20 protein-coding genes are annotated in these 19,010 nt (G+C 40.4%); 11 read left to right on the top strand and 9 right to left on the bottom strand.

All coding sequences use genetic code 11. The features are described 5' to 3' along the window. The first annotated feature begins 2 nt into the window (after positions 1 to 2). Genes J0654_RS13895 through J0654_RS13870 form a run of 6 tightly spaced genes read left to right on the top strand, consistent with a single transcriptional unit; the run spans position 3 to position 5,273 of the window. Positions 3 to 2,051, top strand: coding sequence for a T9SS type B sorting domain-containing protein (locus J0654_RS13895; RefSeq protein ID WP_207029726.1), 2,049 nt, complete (start codon positions 3 to 5; stop codon positions 2,049 to 2,051). 3 nt (positions 2,052 to 2,054) lie between these two features. Beyond that, positions 2,055 to 3,008, top strand: a complete 954-nt coding sequence (locus tag J0654_RS13890; RefSeq protein WP_207029725.1) for a PorP/SprF family type IX secretion system membrane protein — start codon at positions 2,055 to 2,057, stop codon at positions 3,006 to 3,008. A gap of 56 nt (positions 3,009 to 3,064) precedes the next feature. Further along, positions 3,065 to 3,598, top strand: a complete 534-nt coding sequence (gene idi / locus J0654_RS13885) for an isopentenyl-diphosphate Delta-isomerase (RefSeq protein WP_207029724.1) — start codon at positions 3,065 to 3,067, stop codon at positions 3,596 to 3,598. Further along, positions 3,595 to 4,002, top strand: coding sequence for a 6-pyruvoyl trahydropterin synthase family protein (locus J0654_RS13880; protein WP_207029723.1), 408 nt, complete (start codon positions 3,595 to 3,597; stop codon positions 4,000 to 4,002). Before idi ends, J0654_RS13880 begins: the two co-directional genes overlap by 4 nt. Before the next feature lies 1 nt (position 4,003). After that, entirely contained in the window at positions 4,004 to 4,972 is a 969-nt protein-coding gene (locus tag J0654_RS13875; protein ID WP_207029722.1) for a type I phosphomannose isomerase catalytic subunit, read from the top strand. Between the two features lie 28 nt (positions 4,973 to 5,000). Next, a complete protein-coding gene (locus J0654_RS13870; protein ID WP_207029721.1) occupies positions 5,001 to 5,273 on the top strand; it encodes a hypothetical protein in 273 nt (90 codons plus the stop codon). On the opposite strand, the gene J0654_RS13865 is transcribed toward J0654_RS13870, so the two are convergent. The 3 genes from J0654_RS13865 to J0654_RS13855 form a co-directional block, all read right to left on the bottom strand. Next, a complete protein-coding gene (locus J0654_RS13865; protein ID WP_207029720.1) occupies positions 5,270 to 5,974 on the bottom strand; it encodes a DUF4369 domain-containing protein in 705 nt (234 codons plus the stop codon). The two genes, J0654_RS13870 and J0654_RS13865, sit on opposite strands and share 4 nt — an antisense overlap. A gap of 42 nt (positions 5,975 to 6,016) precedes the next feature. Further along, complete coding sequence (locus J0654_RS13860) at positions 6,017 to 7,279, bottom strand: DUF819 family protein (RefSeq protein WP_207029719.1); 1,263 nt, start codon at positions 7,277 to 7,279, stop codon at positions 6,017 to 6,019. 261 nt (positions 7,280 to 7,540) lie between these two features. Then, positions 7,541 to 9,739 carry a DUF5916 domain-containing protein gene (locus tag J0654_RS13855; protein ID WP_207029718.1) on the bottom strand — a complete coding sequence of 733 codons (2,199 nt, stop codon included), beginning with the start codon at positions 9,737 to 9,739 and terminating at the stop codon, positions 7,541 to 7,543. 149 nt (positions 9,740 to 9,888) lie between these two features. Between J0654_RS13855 and J0654_RS13850 the strand changes: the two genes are divergently transcribed. Beyond that, positions 9,889 to 10,659: a S1/P1 nuclease gene (locus tag J0654_RS13850; protein WP_207029717.1), complete on the top strand. Its 771-nt coding sequence runs from the start codon at positions 9,889 to 9,891 to the stop codon at positions 10,657 to 10,659. 6 nt (positions 10,660 to 10,665) lie between these two features. Here J0654_RS13850 and J0654_RS13845 read toward each other — a convergent pair whose 3' ends face one another. Continuing rightward, entirely contained in the window at positions 10,666 to 11,538 is an 873-nt protein-coding gene (locus J0654_RS13845) for an AraC family transcriptional regulator (protein WP_207029716.1), read from the bottom strand. A gap of 213 nt (positions 11,539 to 11,751) precedes the next feature. Between J0654_RS13845 and J0654_RS13840 the strand changes: the two genes are divergently transcribed. Continuing rightward, entirely contained in the window at positions 11,752 to 12,129 is a 378-nt protein-coding gene (locus J0654_RS13840) for a hypothetical protein (RefSeq protein ID WP_207029715.1), read from the top strand. 50 nt (positions 12,130 to 12,179) lie between these two features. Here J0654_RS13840 and J0654_RS13835 read toward each other — a convergent pair whose 3' ends face one another. Continuing rightward, the gene (locus J0654_RS13835) at positions 12,180 to 12,812 is read right to left on the bottom strand and encodes an MOSC domain-containing protein (protein WP_207029714.1); all 633 of its coding nucleotides are present in this window, start codon (positions 12,810 to 12,812) and stop codon (positions 12,180 to 12,182) included. Between the two features lie 66 nt (positions 12,813 to 12,878). Continuing rightward, the gene (locus J0654_RS13830; RefSeq protein WP_207029713.1) at positions 12,879 to 13,232 is read right to left on the bottom strand and encodes a DUF6249 domain-containing protein; all 354 of its coding nucleotides are present in this window, start codon (positions 13,230 to 13,232) and stop codon (positions 12,879 to 12,881) included. A 136-nt stretch (positions 13,233 to 13,368) separates the two neighbouring features. Between J0654_RS13830 and J0654_RS13825 the strand changes: the two genes are divergently transcribed. Then, entirely contained in the window at positions 13,369 to 13,935 is a 567-nt protein-coding gene (locus J0654_RS13825) for an RNA polymerase sigma factor (protein ID WP_207029712.1), read from the top strand. Between the two features lie 4 nt (positions 13,936 to 13,939). Continuing rightward, entirely contained in the window at positions 13,940 to 14,350 is a 411-nt protein-coding gene (locus J0654_RS13820) for a hypothetical protein (RefSeq protein ID WP_207029711.1), read from the top strand. Here the strand turns inward: J0654_RS13820 and J0654_RS13815 are convergent. From J0654_RS13815 to htpG, 3 genes are read right to left on the bottom strand one after another with little or no spacing between them, the layout of a single operon-like run. Further along, on the bottom strand, positions 14,347 to 14,703 hold the full coding sequence (locus J0654_RS13815; RefSeq protein ID WP_237686008.1) for a DoxX family protein: 357 nt from the start codon (positions 14,701 to 14,703) through the stop codon (positions 14,347 to 14,349). The genes J0654_RS13820 and J0654_RS13815 overlap by 4 nt on opposite strands. Before the next feature lie 6 nt (positions 14,704 to 14,709). Beyond that, positions 14,710 to 16,125 (bottom strand): hypothetical protein, encoded by a 1,416-nt coding sequence (locus J0654_RS13810; RefSeq protein WP_207029710.1) that lies wholly within the window; start codon positions 16,123 to 16,125, stop codon positions 14,710 to 14,712. Positions 16,126 to 16,138: 13 nt separating this feature from the next. Further along, positions 16,139 to 18,025 carry a molecular chaperone HtpG gene (gene htpG, locus J0654_RS13805; RefSeq protein WP_207029709.1) on the bottom strand — a complete coding sequence of 629 codons (1,887 nt, stop codon included), beginning with the start codon at positions 18,023 to 18,025 and terminating at the stop codon, positions 16,139 to 16,141. A gap of 324 nt (positions 18,026 to 18,349) precedes the next feature. Between htpG and J0654_RS13800 the strand changes: the two genes are divergently transcribed. Beyond that, positions 18,350 to 19,006 (top strand): TetR family transcriptional regulator C-terminal domain-containing protein, encoded by a 657-nt coding sequence (locus tag J0654_RS13800; protein WP_207029708.1) that lies wholly within the window; start codon positions 18,350 to 18,352, stop codon positions 19,004 to 19,006. The last annotated feature ends 4 nt before the right edge of the window (positions 19,007 to 19,010 follow it).

The raw sequence follows: 19,010 nt of genomic DNA, 5'->3' as shown, positions 1-19,010 counted from the left end.
TAATGAATAAAGACCAAGCGATTTTGAAATCAAAAACCTCATACAAGTCTTTACTCATTGTACTGTTCATCTCTTTTATAGGAATGAACCTTGCAAATGCACAGTTCTTGTTACAGGCACCAGATACCGGCGATGAGTATAACTATCAATGGTTTGAGGCTTCGGATACCAATACTGTGTTGGGGACAGACTCTTTTTACGAAGCTACCCAACCCGGTGTTTACTTTGCTACCTACGATGGTACACTTTGTGGTTCAAATGCCACAGGGTATTTTATCTTAACAAATTGTGCGGCCCCGGACAATGAAGTGGTTTTGGATATCTCGGCAAGTGTCCCTTCAGGGGCAACGGTAAGTTGGGCTCCAGCTTTGAGTGGAGACCAAACCAGACCAACCGTAACAAGTACCCAAACTGTAATGCGGTATGTGGCCACTGTTACCAAAGTCGGCAATAGTATGGAATTACCACGTTTTACCGTGGTGTGCATGAGCCAAGCAGCTAATTTATTGGATGACGTGGTTGTGGTCAACGAAGATGAATCGGTTAATGCACTTATTTTTGATAATGATACCGATTTGCCCACAACGGGAGTGCTGACCACCACAAATCCATCTAATGGAACAATCAGCATTGATGATAATGGAACAGCTAATGATCCAACGGATGATAGGGTGACATATACTCCAAATCCAGATTATAACGGAAGCGATAGTTTTGACTATACCATCTGTAATTCTTCTGGAGATTGTAGTACGGCTACGGTCACAGTGGACGTACTTCCAATTGTGGATGCCAATGATGATTCAGTATCAACAGATATTGGTGTAGATGCCATTGTATCCTGGAGAGCAAATGATAACGATATTCCTATTTCAGGTTCAATTACTGCTCCGGACCCATCAAACGGAACGGCGGTATTAAATGATAATGGCACTACTAACAATCCTTCCGATGACGATATAACATACATACCAAATCCAGGGTTTACAGGTACAGATTCTTTCGACTATACAATTTGTGATTCCAATGGCAATTGCAGCACGGCTACCATTACAGTAATTGTAAGTCCTTCTGGAATCGATTTGGACAGCGACAATGATGGGATTGCGGATAATTTTGAGGACCTGAATGCGGATAATGACAATGACCCATCAACCAACCCAACCGATACCGATGGTGATGGCATCCCTGATTACCTGGATATTGATAGTGATAACGACGGTATTCCGGATAATGTGGAGGCACAACTTGCCTTAGGTTACATTCCACCAAGTTTAGTGGATGCCAATGGCAATGGATTGGATGATGCCTATGAGACAGATGGAAATGTAGGTTTAATTCCAATTGATTCCGATAACGATGGGCTGCCAGATTATGTGGACGATGATAGTGATAACGATAATGTCCCTGATGCCATAGAAGGTCACGATCATGATCATGATGGCGTTCCAGAGGTTACATTGATAGGTTCCGATAAAGACAACGATGGATTGGACGATGCCTTTGAAGGTGAAACCGTTATTGATATAGATGTCAATGATGAAATGGATGATCCAAGTATTGCTATTCCTGACAACGATACTGATGGTATTCCGGATTTCAGGGATTCTGACGACGACGACGACGGTATAGAGACTATGGATGAGGATATGAACGGAGATGGAAACTATGCCAACGATGATTCCAACGAAGATGGTATCCCTAATTATCTTGACCCAGATCTAGGTGAACTCACCGCCAGTGAGGAAGAAGTAGATGTAATCAATGTGATTACACCTAATGGTGACGGTGTACACGACACCTTGGAAATCCGAGGGCTGGAGAACTATCCGAGCAACACGGTAAGAATATACAATAGATGGGGTGTCATGGTATATCAGACAAGAGCCTACAATACCAATGGAAATGTATTTGATGGTACATCCCAAGGTAGGGTAACCGTGGACCAAGAAAATAAACTTCCTGTGGGAACTTATTTCTATGTAATCGATTACCAAGATCAAGGAGGAAATATGAAACAGCTTACAGGCTATATATACATTAACAGATAAACAATGGTTACTGTGGTGAAGAAACTTTTTAAAGGAAATAGGCAATGGCTGCTGGTCCTACTACTCTTTGTAGTAGGAAACATACATGCACAGCAAGATGCACAGTACACCCAATATATGTACAATACCGTAAGTGTTAATCCAGCCTATGCGGGCTCAAGGGGGCACTTGAGTATAGCTGCATTGTACCGTAACCAATGGTTGGGGCTCGATGGCGCTCCCGAAACACAGACATTGAACGTGCATACACCGGTTGGTTACCGTGGGGTGGGATTGGGTCTGTCTATTGTCAACGATAAAATTGGTCCAACATCGGAGACATATTTTGATGTGGATTTCTCCTATACCATTCAAACAGGTTGGGAGGGAAGACTGAGCTTTGGACTGAAAGCGAGCGCTCATATGCTGGATATTCGTTATTCTGAGCTGGATGAGTTCGAGGTGGATCCGCAATTACAATCTCAGCAGGACATACAAAATAAATTTTCTCCAAACATTGGGGCAGGAGTATACTACCATACTGATAAATTTTATGTAGGTGTCTCTGCTCCAAGAATATTGGAAACCACCCATTTTGATTCCTCTTCGGTATCAACAGCAAGGGAGCAGATGAACTTTTACCTTATTACGGGTTATGTTTGGGACTTGAATCCAGTTTTAAAGTTCAAGCCCGCTTTATTGACCAAAGCGGTACAAGGAGCACCATTGCAGGTAGATCTTTCCGCGAACTTTATGTTCAACGAAAAATTCATTGGTGGGGTGGCCTATCGTTGGGATGCAGCCTTTAGTGGTCTTATGGGCTTTATGTTATCTGATCAGTTGATGGTCGGCTTGGCCTATGATCGTGAGATTACCGAACTAGGTGCGGCCACTTTTAATGATGGTTCTTTCGAAATTATCCTGAGATACGACTTCATCAGAAATATTGGGAACATGAAATCCCCACGCTTCTTTTAGGAAGAATTTAAATACCTATTCCCGTTATTTTATCTTAAAGGTCATATTTTTACCTCATGGAAGAGGAAAAAGTGATACTTGTAAATGAAAAGGACGAGCCCATTGGTTTAATGCCAAAAATGGAAGCTCATGAAAAAGCCTTGCTACACCGTGCATTTTCCGTTTTTGTAATGAATGCCAAGGGCGAAACAATGCTTCAGCAAAGGGCTAAGGACAAATACCATTCCCCGCTATTGTGGACCAATACTTGCTGCAGCCATCAACGAGAAGGTGAAAGCAATATTGATGCAGGCAAGCGAAGGCTCATGGAAGAAATGGGCTTTACCACCGAACTCAAGGAACTCTTTAATTTTGTTTACAAAGCACCTTTTGATAATGGCCTTACCGAGCATGAGTTTGATCATGTGATGATAGGGTATTTTGAAGATGAACCCAATGTCAATCCAGATGAGGTTGCCGATTGGAAATGGATGTACCCAGAAGATGTAAAAAAGGACATTGAAGAAAATCCAGGTGAGTACACTGCGTGGTTCAAAATTATTTTTGAGCGTTTCTACGATCATCTTATGGAAAACACAACTGCAAAATGAAAGTAAAAGCAAGCAGAAAAGCTAGTTTTAATGCGGCACATCGGTTGTACCGGCCAGACTGGGACGAGGAAAAGAACAATGCCGTTTTCGGTAAATGCAATAACCCGAAATTTCACGGACACAATTACGACCTTATTGTTAGTGTAACAGGTGAAATAGATCCTGAAACAGGTTTTGTAATGGACTTAAAAGTCCTGAAGGATTTGATTAAGGAACATGTTGAAGAAGCCTTGGATCATAAAAATCTAAATCTCGATGTTCCTGAGTTTAAAAATTTAAATCCCACCGCAGAAAATATAGCAGTGGTCATATGGAATAAATTAAGACCCCACATCAATAAAAACAAAGAGCTGGAGGTGGTACTCTATGAAACCCCTCGCAATTTTGTAACCTACACAGGCTAATATGAACCTATACCCATTAAAATTTAAACCCATCCTTAAGGAACGACTTTGGGGAGGAACCAAACTAAAAGAAGTTTTAAACAAGCCCATTGAAAGTGATATTACTGGTGAGAGTTGGGAGCTCTCAGGGGTTCAAGGTGATATATCTGAAGTGGCGAATGGAGAATTGGCCGGCACATCTCTAAAAGATTTGATGGATAATCAAGGGGAGGCACTTTTGGGTAAGAGTGTGGTGGACCGATTCGGTAACGATTTTCCAATATTGATTAAGTTTATTGATGCCAAACAGGACCTTTCCATCCAATTGCACCCCAATGACGAATTGGCTAAAAAGCGACATAATTCCTTTGGGAAAACGGAAATGTGGTACATTATGGATGCCGACCCTGGAGCAAAATTGATCGTGGGTTTCAATAAGGATGTGGAAAAGGAAGAATATGTAAAAAGTATTGAAGAAGGCACCCTTACCGATTTAATGAACTACGAAACAGTAGGTGAAGGGGATACGTTTTTCATCAATACAGGAAAAATCCATGCCATTGGAGCTGGCGTCCTTTTGGCCGAAATTCAGCAGACTTCGGACATTACCTATCGGGTATTCGATTTTAATAGAAAGGATAAAGAGGGTAATTTAAGGGAGTTGCATACCAGTTTGGCAGTGGACGCCATCGACTATGAGAAGAAGGATGATTTTAAAGTGGATTATCCTAGAAAAAAGGATGAAGTGAACACTATGGTGACCTGTCCTTACTTTAAGACCAATTTTATGGAATTGGAACACCCCTTGAAGCAGGACTTGACAGAAAGGGATTCCTTCACTATTTATATGTGTGTAGGTGGTTCGGCCATAATCAATAACGATTGGGGCAGTGCACCCATTAAAAAGGGTGAAACTGTGCTTGTTTCTGCATCAAGCAGTTATGTTGACATTGATACCCAAGGCAGTAAACTTTTAGAAGTTACGATTTAATGCTATCTTTAATCAAAACCACCGCGTTATGCCAAGTATTCGTGATTTAAAAAAAGATGTCAATTTTGTTTTAGGGGACATTATTGAAGCTGTCTACATTTGGGAAGCCGGTTCCGGAAACAAAGAATCTGAAGAGGGAACCGTAATTATTGACGAAGCTATTGAGGTGTACGATAACCTAATGGATAAAATCAACCAGAAAAAAGTTGAGGATACCAAAGCCCACTTTAAGTCCATACGGACAGAGTTGGAGGACAAGGCCGTTAAGCTTGTTGAGCGCCTCAACAGCCTTGAAGCCTAGTTGTTTTCGTCTAAAAACGCTTTAAATTCCTTCCCGTATTTAGATGCGGCCACCTCTGGGTTCAGGCCCTTATAGATGGAATCCAAATATTTTGGGTTTGCTTCTCTGGCCTCTGTAATCATAATATAGGGAGTGGCATAAGAATCACCATTATTAAGACCGAAATTTAGTGCGTAGCGATACCTACTAATAGTGTTTTGATTGATCAATCGTTGGATAGAGTCCAAGGCAACCGAATCTTCTTGAAGCTCCGGAGTTGATGCCTGTTGCACCAAGGTGAGTTCCTTAATATTGAACTTGGAGGCCATATCATAAAATTCCAAAAGCTTTTCGTGCGATTTGGAACCAGAGATGTCCACATTGGTATCAAAAGTGTTCCATGAGGTGTTGATGACAATATCGCCAGACTCTCCAAAAAAGGTAATTCTATCGTTGATGTCGTTGTTGTCCTCTTTCTTTAGGTAGAGATAGAAAACTTCGGGTTCATTCACCTCTGTTGTAAAACTGAAGGCGCCATCACCTTTAATCTGCAACGAGTCCAATGTGGCAAGTGTGGAGTCCTTAAATTGTTGCAAATAAAGGGTTCCCTTTTTCAGTCCCTTGATATTTCCACTAACGTTCATGGTGTTTTCCGTACTCTTTTCACAGGAAGTCAATACCGTGACTCCAACTAGCAATACAAACAATATCTGCTTCATCATAAAATTTTAGCTGGGCAAAGATGCATAATCTTCTGAAAATATTTAAACATTCGAGGCGACTTCCATCAACAAAGCACATAAATATGCGCCAGCAGTACCCACAACATAACCAAAAACGGCCAAAAGTATGCCCACAGAGGTCAGTGAAGAGTGAAATTCGGCGGCCACAACAGGTGCGGAGGCAGCCCCACCCACGTTGGCCTGGCTGCCCACTGCCAAGAAAAAGAAAGGTGCCTTGATCAATTTTGCCATCAAAATAAGAAGACCTGCGTGAATGGTAATCCAAATCAGTCCTATCGCGATAAGTCCGGGATTGTCCAATACTTTGCCCAAATCCATCTTCATTCCAATGGTTGCCACCAAAATGTATATGAACATGCCTCCGATTTTACTTGCTCCCGCTCCTTCGTAATTCTTTGCCTTGGTAAATGAAAGACCTATTCCGATGGCCGTGGCAAAAACAACCATCCAAAGAAATTGCGATCCAAGGGAGGACAATATTTTCTGTGGATTACGGATAACCTCAAAATTATCCTGTAAAAAACCGGCAAAATGATGCCCTGCCAAATGGGCAATGCCAACGCCAACAAAAGCAAAGAAAAGCAGCATAATAAAATCCTTGAGGGTAGTGACCCTGGCAATTTTTTCGGTATAGGTGGATACTTTTACCTTAAGCTCTTCAATGGATGAAGTATCCGCTTTTAGCCAACGGTCTATTTTTTTGGTTTTGCCGACACCTAACAAGATGATGGCCAACCAAAGGTTGGCGACCACGATATCTATTAGTACCATGCCGCCATAGCTTTCCTGATTATACTTAAAAACCTCCAGCATGGCTGCTTGATTGGCACCTCCACCGATCCAACTTCCGGCAATGGTGGCCAAACCTCTCCAAACAGCATCCGGTCCGACACCGCCGACTGTTTCGGGCGAAAATATGGATACGATCAAAATAGCGATGGGGCCACCTATTATAATGCCCACTGTACCTGTTAAAAACATCACCAACGCTTTTGAGCCAAGATTCAGGATGGCTTTAAGATCAATGCTCAAGGTCATTAAAATCAATGCAGCGGGTAAAAGGTATCTACTAGCCACATAATACGTATTGGAAGAGGATTCGTCTATGATTCCTACACTGGCTAAAATAGCGGGCAATAGGTAGCACATGAGAACTGTGGGAACCACACGGTAAAACTTTCCCCAGAATCCGGTTTTAATGGATGAAGTATAAAAAACGAAGCCTAAGCAGAGGCAAAGTAGCCCGAAGATTACGGTATCTTGGGTAAACGGTAGTTGGTCCATATATTTTTAAGCTAGAAGCCCAAATATAGGAAAATAGGAGAGGTAGTGGCGGTAATATTCAATTTTGCCCTACCATATTACAATGATCAGCAGGGGCATTCAATCCTACCATTATCATCAACTTTACAATCGCATTCTTAGGTGCAAGCGTTTAAATATAAAGCCATAAATAAGGTGGACGATATAATTACTTTTTTCATAAAAAGGTTAATTCGTATTTTATCTTATTAAAATACAATAACCCTTTAATTATTCCTTTGATCAAATATTGAGCCAGTACGTCAACTTTAAGTTGATGGAGCGGCTTCTGGGCATAAAGGAATTTACAAAGTAATTATCGTTATATACCAAAAACAAATCGGAGAGCGGAGCAAATCGCCATTGCAATCGTGAATTGAACCCTAAATTATCCAATTGGTTGCCATACTGAATCAAGGTGGACCAAAAAATGGATTTGTTAAAAGTGATGTTGATCCGTGGGCTCAACAATAAAATATCTTCGCTCTCGTAGGGTTCGGGCAATTTGATACTATTATATATCATTGCCATGGAAATAAAAACCTTTGGCTGAAGCCTAAGGCTCACGTCTCCCTCAAGAACATAACGTTTTCCATTGTAAAAATCGCCATATCCTGGCTGTACGGAGTAGGAGAGAACTCTTCTTCTGTCGCTCTGGAACGACATTTCAAAGCTGGTATAATGGTATCCTGCATTTCCTGGTAGCTCAACTCCACCATCGGTACGGGTGGGGTCGAACGGGTCTATCAAATACGTATACCGGTTGAACATACGCACATTAAAACGCTCTTGTGTTTTGAACTGTGCCTCCCATTGCGAAAAAATAGTGTAATCCGTGTTCTGGTAGTCCAAAGTAGGCCTCCATATAAAATTGGGACTGAATCGAAAACCATGGGTGTTCAATTTTCCCTTTTTTGGCCAAAAGTTCAATTCCATAAAAGGTCTGGCAGCTATAATATCTTGCCTACGTATAAAACCTAGGTCCGATCGAAAATCGTCACCCACATAATTACCACGGACCCCGAAGTTGAAATATCTTGAATTGTACCGAAGATCCATCCCGCCAGAGTCATTTCGGTCACCGATGTCGTGTGCAAATGCTTTATGATAGTAAAACTTTCCTGTCCAGGTATTGTCCTGGGATGCGAGATTGTAATCCAGTCCAACAACACGGTTGTACCTATCGGTTTCATCCACAAAATCGTAATCTTCAAAAGACTGTCGATTCACGAAAATGAAGCTCAGGTTCGATCGCGAGAACATTTTTTTCTGAAGTGCCAGAACCGTATTGTTATTGCTCGGGATTTCATTCAGTTTATCTTCCTCTGTTTGAATGTTCAACAGTCCAAGTCGCCAATTTTTATTTAACTTTCCACTGAGCCTAACTCCTCCTATGATCCCATTTTCTATGGTTTCCCCATCCTTGTCCTCTGCAATTCCGATCCTTCTGGAGAAAAAAGGATTGGCATCCCTACCATTTCCAAAAGAACCGAACAGGTCACTGTTGTCAATAAAGAACTGCCTTCTTTCGGGCAACGAAACTTCAAAACGGGTGAGGTTGGTCACAAAATTGTCCACTTCCACATTGGAGAAATCGGGGTTTAGGGTCACGTCCAGGTTCATTCCGTTTCCTATCGAAATTTTGGCATCTCCACCAAAACCAATTTTGTTCAAACTTTCATTGCTTTCGTAATCTTTGGAAACAATACCGTTCACATAGGGTATAAGGGCCATAGGGGTTCTGGATTTCCCCAAGGGTTTTTCAAATACCATGTCTCCCATGAAGGCCAAATTGAAAATAAGTTGGTTTTGCGGTATTTTCATCCAAGTACTGGTCTCATTGGTCTGCATATCGAACCGGTAACTATTGAATCGCCATTTGGTCTCTCCTTGTTTAAATTTGAAGGAAGTCAGCGGAATGGCAATTTCACAGACATAATAACCATCGTATAATTTGGTTTCTCCCTTCCACTTTACGTCCCAAGAAGTGGTAAAATTGTTACGATCGGACCCGCCATTGGAAATTAAGGCTTCCCGACGAACGCCGTAGGGGTTCATACCGAAAAGGAAGGCATTGGTGCCATCGTTAAAGGTGTCAAAAATCAAACTTATATTGTCGTTGCCCCCGGCCCTGTAATCTCGTTGTAAGGATGGAATCACGTAATCGTCTCCTTCCGTATTCAATGTTATACCAATATACAGGGTGGTATTGGAATACAGCATCTTAATATCGGTCTGTTGAGCTGCAAGAGTAGTGTCCGAAGGGAAGTATTGGTTAAAATCATGGGCGCTTTCCGCGGTTTCCCAAACACCTTCATCCAAAATACCATCTACTTTTATTATTTCATTGATGTACTTAACGGTAAAGTTCTTTGGGTTCGATTGTGATAATAATGCAAACGGCAGAAGGATTGTAACAAGTACAATACATTTTTTTAACATTGCTCTAGTTTAGTTGGAGCCACAAATTTAAGAGATAGAGAAGTTAAAAAAATCCCAAAACTTTAAAATGCATTGCTGTTTGACAAAACATTGCGAAAATTAGCTGTATGAATTGTTCTAAAACTCCATTTGTTCCACAAATTTTGAAAATGAGGAAGACCTTATTCCTTTTATTCTTATTTCCCGTTATTGTTTTTGGTAACACAACTTGGTCCAAAACAGGCCATAGGGTTACGGGACAAATTGCTCAAAACCATTTAACCGGAAAGACTAAAAGAGCCTTGAACGATCTTTTGGACGGACATAGCCTTGCTTTTGTCTCTACATTTGGCGATGAAATAAAAGCTGATCGGGCCTATTCTAAATATTCGGCCTGGCATTATGTCAACTATCCATTGGGGGTGCGGTACAAGGATTCTGAAAAAAGTGAGTACGGGGATATTGTTATGGCCATTGAGGAATGTATCGCAAAAGTGAAAGATGAAAACAATACCCGCGAAGATCGGGTTTTCCATTTAAAAATGCTGATTCATCTCATTGGCGACCTTCATCAGCCAATGCATGCCAGCAGGGCGGAAGATAAAGGCGGAAACGATATTCAAGTGCAATGGTTTGGAGAAGGCAGCAATCTTCATAAAGTATGGGACAAGAATTTGATAGATTCTTATGGGATGACCTACACGGAACTTGCTTCTGAATTGGAAGGGGTTAGTCGGAAAAAGAGAAAAGAGATACAAGCTGGTACCCTATATGATTGGGTAGATGAATCCCACGAAATTTGCGCAGAGCTATACGAATCCGTTGAGGTAGGTGAAAAACTCGGATATCGCTACTCCTACGATTACAATAATTTACTTTTTGAACAATTGCAAAAGGGAGGTTTGCGATTGGCCAAGGTCCTAAATGATGTCTTCGGCTAAAATTGTTTAGGACTGCAGAACCGTCTTTAATTGATTTCTATATTCCGAAGGGTTTTGACCTGTGAATGCCTTGAACGACTTATTAAAGTGCGAGAAGTTGTTGAAACCACTATCGTAACACACTTGGGTAATGCTCATAGGCTGTTCGGCCAAAAGCTTGGATGCGTGGACCAATCTATATTCATTTACAAACTGCGTAAATGTTTTATTGGTTATTTTTTTGAAATATCTACAGAAAGAAGGTACCGTCATACTCACCATATCTGCAATTTGCTCCAAACTTATGTCTTCCTTAAAGTGCGTTTTCACATGATTAAAGACAATATTGATGCGGTCGTTGTCCTTAACCTCTGTTTCCATGGAGAAACCTTCGGCGTTCAATACGTTCATTTCTGTTGAGGTAGCCAATAGGTTCAATATATTGAGAATGGAGAGCAATCGTTGGAAATCCGTTTGGTATTCCAAAATCTCCATTTTTTCCCCGACCTTTATTTTGGTCTTTCCAGAAAAAGCAATACCGCCTTTGGCAACCTCGAACAGTTTTTGGATGTTTTTCATTTCTGGGATATTGAAGAAATCACTTCCCAGAAAGTCCGCTTTCATCTGTACCAAGGTTTCACTTTTGTTCCCGGTAAGCTTATCCGTAAAACCACAATGTGGCAAATTGGAACCTATTAATATGAGGTCACCATTCCTATAATAGGAAACATGGCTGCCTATTTGTCTTTTTCCTGAACCCCCATTTACATATACCAACTCCAATTCTGGGTGGTAATGCCAACCATTGTTCTTGTTCTCATTGTTTTCATTGAACTTCTGAAAAGTAAATGAGTGACCAAAACTTGGGGCTATTGCTTCAAATGCTGGTTTTTGAATCATTTAGTGCAATTTTTTCTTCTTAATGGCAAAGTTACAAATGTGTTTAAAACACAAATATCCACAATGTTACCATAAAGTTATGCTATTTTATCATTAATACTTTGTTAAAACAACTACCCTGTTAATATAGCATAGAAAGTGGAAAAGATGGTGGTATTTCTGTACACCATTGCGACATACATTTGTACTGTAATCTTAAAAAAACGAAGTGTTATGAAAGTAGTAAAAAATCTAACAGTAGCAGCGGCCCTTTTGATCAGTGCAATTGGAATGGCCAACACGGACGCAACCGATTTTGGTAAAAAAACAGTAGCCAAATACGAGGTTGAAAAAAACTTGGTAAAAGTTAACCTTGATCCAGTATTTGTAAAGAAAGGTCAAAAAGTAATGATGAACCTTTTGAACATCTCTCAAGGTAAAGTTCTCCTTAAAGTTTATGATAACAAGAATAGATTGGTTTTTGACCAAGCTATCGATGGAGACGTAGTTGTAGAAAAAGCATTCAACTTCGAAAAAGCTTTTGAAGGTGAGTATACCATAGTTGTAGTGGACAAATTTGGTACCTACAAGGAAACTATGGAAGTAAGATAGTTTGTTTAGTTAATTTTTATGTGCATTGGGGGTCGGGAGGCCCCCTTTTTTTATGTCCATTTTTTAAGCTTTTCCCTTTTCTTTCGAGGGAGGGCATTATTGTTTATGGCCATTTGCAGCAAATCTCGGTCTTTGGTTTTTGAAAAAAGCAACTTATAGAATTGTTGTACGGTCAAAGTGGTTTTTGATTCCTCCACCAATTCCATGGAATCCCCCATGGTTACTTTGCCAGGTTCCAAAACACGGATGTAGGTGCCTGGGAATCCATGGTCTATGAATTTTTTTAGGATATCTTGGTCGCCAAATCGAACGCCGAGCTTATAGCAGGGTTCCCTGGGTTGGGTAATCTGTACCAACGCATCGCCCAGCTTGTATATGCTCCCTATCCTTAACTGTGATTCATCCAAACCTTCAATGGTCAAGTTTTCACCGAACATGCCCCAATTCCAATCCAAAAGAGGGTATTTTTCTTTCCAATACGGGTAGTTTTCCGCAGCAAACAAGTAACAAGCTTTGTACGTGCCACCGTGGTATCTTCGGTCTACTACCGTATCTCCTTGAACATCTTCGACATCCAGAAAAAGAGGTTCGTCAACAGGGTATTTGTAGATGCCGGTCATGGTTTCTTTGCCGTTCCAAACTATTTTTGTGGGCTCACCGAGGTTTGTGGAGATAACTTTCATAATGGCAAGTTATAAAAAACCACCGCTTTTGGCGGTGGTCCTTCATTTTAAATAATGTAGAAAAAATTAATCCTCCTTATCCAATTTCTTGGTCATGTTAAAACCTACCATAAGGCCAACACCTGCCAATAGGAAGATGGTTCCCGGATAAGCTACTTCTTCTTCTACTCCGACGCTGTAGACCAACATGGAGGCCACAAAAATGGCTGCCCCTATGCCCATAAGCAGTAGGGCAAGGTTAAGGAGAACGATTTTCCAGACCGGAGCCGTACCATCCCTTTTCCCCCTAACAAAAATACTGGCGTCAGCACCTTTTTCTATCAATGCAAGGCGCTCTTTGTTCCTGGTTGAAAAATAAAGGTAGGCAATGGCAAAAATGACTCCGAAAATAATTGGTATAATAATTACTTCTGATCCCATAACTGTTCGTTTTAATGATTATTCAATAATTTATTTGTTCATAAGCTATGACGACAGTTTTTTGAGTAAGGTTACATAATTTTATACATATTATTTTTATTGTAACCTAAAAGGCACTTTTGTCGTCCAATGAACAATGCTGACCAACAAAGAAAAACAACTCATTTCGGAAATAGGCAAGGGCAATACCCGCGCGTTCTCCGATTTGGTGGACAGCTATAAGGATCTGGTCTTTACGCTTTCCATTAGAATGTTGGGCAACAGGGAAGAAGCTGAAGAGGTGTCGCAAGACGTGTTTATTAAGGTTTATAAGTCCTTGCCGAGCTTTAAAGGGGATTCCAAGCTCTCTACATGGATGTATAGGATTGCCTACAACACTTGTTTGGACAGGATCAAGAAAATAAAAAAGAAAAGGATGCATACCGAGTTGGAGATGGTTGATCAAATCTCCTATGCGGATTTGGACACGGCCTTTCAAAAAATGGTCAGGACCGAAAGGAGTGCGTTAATTGGCAAATGTTTGTCGCGACTATCGGATGAGGATGCAGGAGTCCTTACATTATTTTATCTTGAGGAAAAGAACCTTCAAGAAATGGAGAAAGTAACCAACCTTCCCATAAATACACTTAAGGTAAGGTTGTTCAGGGCCAGAAAACGATTGGCCAGTATTATGGAAAAGAGTGTGAACAAAGAATTATTGTAAAGCAATGGATGAACTAGAGGATAAAAAACTGGAAGCTTTTGTGGATAAGTTAATGGATGATGCTCCATTGGAATCACCTTCTGTTGATTTTACCCAAAATGTGCTGCACAAACTTGAAGCTGGGACCTCGAAGGAAATCTTTCAATATAAGCCCTTGGTATCAGGAAAAGTATTGTCCATTGCGTTTATTGCATTCGTTGCCTTACTTATTTTTATTGGTTCTCAAGTCGGACTCGATAGTAGTCAGGGATGGTTTAAAAACTTGAACATGGAGGCATGGTTCCATGCTGATTGGAGCTGGATGGAAGGTTATACCTCTTCCAAAGTATTGGTGTATGCTTTCCTCTTTTTGGGTCTTATGTTTTCCATTCAGGTAACTTTATTGAAAAAACAGTTGAGCAGCAGGGGATTTTAGAGATATGCGTAATAATATGCCCAATACATTAAAAAGAATTGTAAGGGAATTCGAAGAATCAATATCCATTTAGGGATGCCAGCCGATGCTTTTTCGCCCGAAAGCATGTAAAAATGTACCGATAAGAACACGCCCAACATTAAAATGATTCCAAAGCTGCTCAATTTTCGGGTAGCATCGAAACATACGCCTATCCCCAATAAAATTTCTGCGATTCCGCTTAAATGGACCAAGAGTTTATGGTTCGGTAAATACAGGGGCATGATCCGCATATACATTTTCGGTTTTATAAAGTGCATTAAACCTGCAATAATGTACATTCCTGCCATTACATAAAGATGCCATGGAGCCATAATTTTCTAGTTTTTAAAATACCAAAACGGTAATATAACATCTGTAAAGGTAACCACGGTATCTTTTTCCTTTCTTTTGCGCCTCAGTCTTAAAATGTGCTTGCCTTCAGCAAGATTGGAAATTTTTAGAAAAGTCTCAAATCCGAGGATATTCTTCATGCCTGTGGTCAGGATAAATTCTTCGTCCACTTCCAGTGTGTCTATTCGAAAGGAATGCATTTCGTTGAACGTTTGCAAGTACATTTTACGGATGCTGTCTTTTTGGCTCAAACTTGTAATCTTGTCGCTCCAGTTAGAGTTTACTCTGATGCTGCTGGATAGTCCCCTGCGGTCGTCTTCCGGGGTCAAAGAATCGTTATAGGCAAAAACGAGATTCTCCAAATTTTCCGAAAAAGGAACGAAAATATTCAGGTAAGGCTGGCTAATAACTTTTGATGGAATCACCAGACTTCCGGGGAAGTCCCCTTCTTCGGTCATCATGTCCAAATAGTTTTCGCGGTTCGCATATATGCTGGAGGAATTGAGGTCCTGCTCCAAATAATTGGAATTCCTGTATTCCAGACTTGTAATCAATAGAATAATGATATAAATAGGTGCCAGTAGCAATATCAGTCGTTTTCCGAAACGGTTGTCCAAAAAATTATAGACCAAGGGGCGGTACAGGAACGACAGGGTTATAAAACTGAAAATCCAATATATGGGAAAGTATATTCGGGATATCCATTTCTTTTTTTTCAACCAACCTTGGGTAACAAAATCGATAAACGTAAGGAACATTCCAAAAATGATGAAAACTATAAGGATGGCCCCGAATATTTCCCCGAATTGTTCGGGAAATATACTACCCTCAATAATATAATTCGCCACGAATACGATCGATAGAATGATCATGGTCATGGCAAGCACATAGAAAATCAATAAAAAGGAAATGGCGAACAATACACTGCAATAATTTTCCAAGTTGGCAATGTAGCGGTCAAAAGAAATGATTCGCTTTTTTAAATAGTTGGTAAAGCGCTCGGAATAGCTTAGTTTTTCAAATTCTATATCACCGGAAACGTACCGCAGCCCCAATGCGCCTATCCATAATCCCCTTAGGATAACGTGGAGCAATAGATTGAACAGAAGAATGGAGCAGGCAATGTTCAATATAAAATAAACAACAAAACGATAGACCTGATCTTCGTTTTGGGCATTCACCATTTCTATACGGAGTGGATCGTATGCCGTAAAGAGCCCAAAAATGGCAAAACCGGAGATGATAAGTTCCAATTCCCAACTTTGCTGCTGAAGGGAATCCAAGAGCTTTTTAAAGGTTGGGCTGTTGTAATCGTTATTGGTCACGTTTTGATTGGTTTGTACACCAAGATAGTCATAAAATGCAAAAACCGCTCTAAATGAGCGGTTTTGCGTGTTGATCATAGAAAAACTATGCTTATTTGATCATATCGTAGCTTCGGGCTATAAAGTTGGTGAGTTCTTCACCCTTCAACAATCCTTTGGATAGGCGCGCCAAATCCAAAGATTGATTGATCAGCCTTTGCCTTTTCTTCGCGGTCTTGGTGTTCAAGATCTCGCTTACCAATTCGTGATTGGTATTTACGATCAGGTTGTACATATCCGGCATATTGCCCATACCAAACATACCACCGCCACCGGTTTGCTGCATTTCCTTCATTCGGCGCATAAATTCAGGCTCCGTGATGATAAACGGCGAAGCACTGCTTTCCATGGCCTCCATTTGAATGGTGTATCCTTTGTCCTTGGTTACTTCTTCGATCTCGGTCTTCAATTTCTCTTTTTCCTCTTCGGATAATTTGGAAATGGCCGTATCCTCTTTTTTGATGAGGTTGTCCACATGGTCGGCATCCACTCGTACAAAGGATAGGTTCTCTTTGGAAGTTTCCAATTTTTGCATCAAGTGTGGCACAATTGGGGAGTCCAACAAAAGGACTTCATATCCTTTTTTCTGTGCAGCTTCAATATAGCTGTGCTGTGCGTCTTTGTCCGAGGCATACAAGACCACCAATTTGTCATCCTTGTCTGTCTGATTGTCCTTGATCTTGGCTTCCAACTCTTCGAACGTATAGTAGTCACCATCAACCGATGGATAAAGTGCAAACTTGTCCGCTTTGTCAAAGAATTTATCTTCGGAAAGCATTCCGTACTCGATTACCACTTTAATGTCGTTCCATTTTTGTTCAAAATCCTTACGGTTGTTTTTAAAAAGAGAAGTCAATTTGTCCGCAACCTTTCTGGTGATGTAGGAAGCAATTTTCTTTACGGCGCCATCAGCCTGAAGATAAGACCTTGAAACGTTCAATGGAATGTCCGGGGAATCGATTACACCTTTCAACATTGTCAAGAACTCGGGAACAATTCCTTCCACATTGTCCGTTACGAACACTTGGTTTTGGTACAATTGGATTTTATCCTTTTGAATACTGAGGTCGTTCGTCAACTTTGGGAAGTATAAAATACCCGTCAAATTGAACGGATAGTCCACGTTCAAATGGATGTGGAACAAAGGTTCCTCGAATTGCATGGGGTATAGCTCACGATAAAAGTTCTTGTAATCCTCTTCACTTAAATCGGTAGGCTGCTTGGTCCACGCAGGGTTTGGATTGTTGATGATGTCGTCCACCTCCTTGGTTGGCGCTGGGTCATCTTCTTTGGCACCTTCTGGTTTGGGAAGCGTTTCCGTTTTTGTTCCGAATTTGATCGGAATGGGCATGAACTTGTTGTATTTCACCAAAAGCTCACGGATTCTGGCGTCTTCCAAAAACTCTGTGGAATCCTCAGCTATGTGAAGGATAATTTCCGTTCCTCTTTCTTTTTTGTCGCTTGGTTCAATGGAAAATTCGGGAGAACCGTCGCAACTCCAATGCACTGCTGGTTCCTCTTTATGGCTTTTTGTGATGATCTCCACTTTTTCCGCTACCATAAAGGCAGAGTAGAAACCAAGACCAAAATGCCCGATGATGCCCGCATCTTTATCGGCATCCTTGTATTTGTCCAAAAATTCCTCGGCTCCGGAAAAAGCTACTTCGTTAATATACTTTTTCACTTCCTCATCGGTCATACCGATACCTTGGTCTATAATATGGATGCGCTTATTGTCCTTGTCCACCTTCACTTCGATCATGGGGTTTCCATATTCAACTTTCGCCTCTCCAATGGAAGCAAGGTGCTTTAATTTTAAGGTTGCATCCGTAGCGTTGGAAATAAGTTCCCTCAAGAAAATTTCGTGATCACTGTAAAGAAACTTTTTGATCAAAGGGAAAATGTTCTCTACTGAAACATTGATTTTACCTGTAGCCATCGTTTTATTTTTTAGTCTTTTTACTGCTGATTAGTCAAAAAAAATACCATAGTGTCAAATATGACAAACTGACATTTGAAAGGCATTTTGAGAGCGCGACATCAATTTTAACATAATTTTGTTTATTTAATTTAGAAAAAGATTAAACAAAATAACTATATTTACAGTGTTATAGGATAAAAATTGCTATGAGATAGTACTACTATAACAAGTTTGTTTATTTATTGGTTAGGTTGTGAAAATGCACTTTCGCTCGAAAGTGCATTTTCTTTAAAAGCTGGATTGCGCAATACTAACCTTTTTAACTCTTCAAAAAATACCAAAATGGCAAATACCACTAAATCCAAAATTACCGAGGATAAAATTGTAAGCCTCTATATGGAATCCGTATTGGAAAACGAAAAAGTGCCAAGCTCGGTATTCAAATTCTGTAAGGAACATAAAATAAAGGAAGACGAATTTTATGGGTTCTTTGGTTCGTTTGAATCCCTACAGCAATCCATTTGGAACAAATTCTTTGATAATAGTTATGGAGTAATGCAAAAGAACAAGCAATATACCTCCATGACCAACGAAGAAAAAATGCTGACGTTTTTCTTCACTTTTTTCGAGAACCTGACACTGAACAGGAGCTATGTACTGTTCATCATGAAAGAGCACAAATATTCTTTGGAAGGCTTGGCCCAGTTGAAAGGGTTACGTAAAAGATTCAAGGACTTTGCCTCTACTTTGATTGAAGAACGAAATGATGAAAAGAATCTCAAAATCTTTAAATACAATGCCCCGTTGTTCTCTGAAGGTGCATGGTTACAGTTTTTGTTCATCCTAAAATTTTGGATGGAAGATGGCTCCCCAGGTTTCGAAAAAACCGACATTGCCATTGAAAAATCCGTAACGACTATTTTTCAAATTTTTGAAAGTACACCCTTGGAAAAAATTGTGGACTTCGGAAAATTCCTTTATAAAGAGAAATTCGCATAAGGCC

Origin of the sequence: Flagellimonas profundi (assembly GCF_017313275.1) — a bacterium.
In the GTDB taxonomy this organism is placed as follows: Bacteria; Bacteroidota; Bacteroidia; order Flavobacteriales; family Flavobacteriaceae; genus Flagellimonas; species Flagellimonas profundi.
The sequence above is the reverse complement of the archived record's forward strand: the minus strand, read 5'-3'. Positions and strand labels throughout refer to the sequence as shown.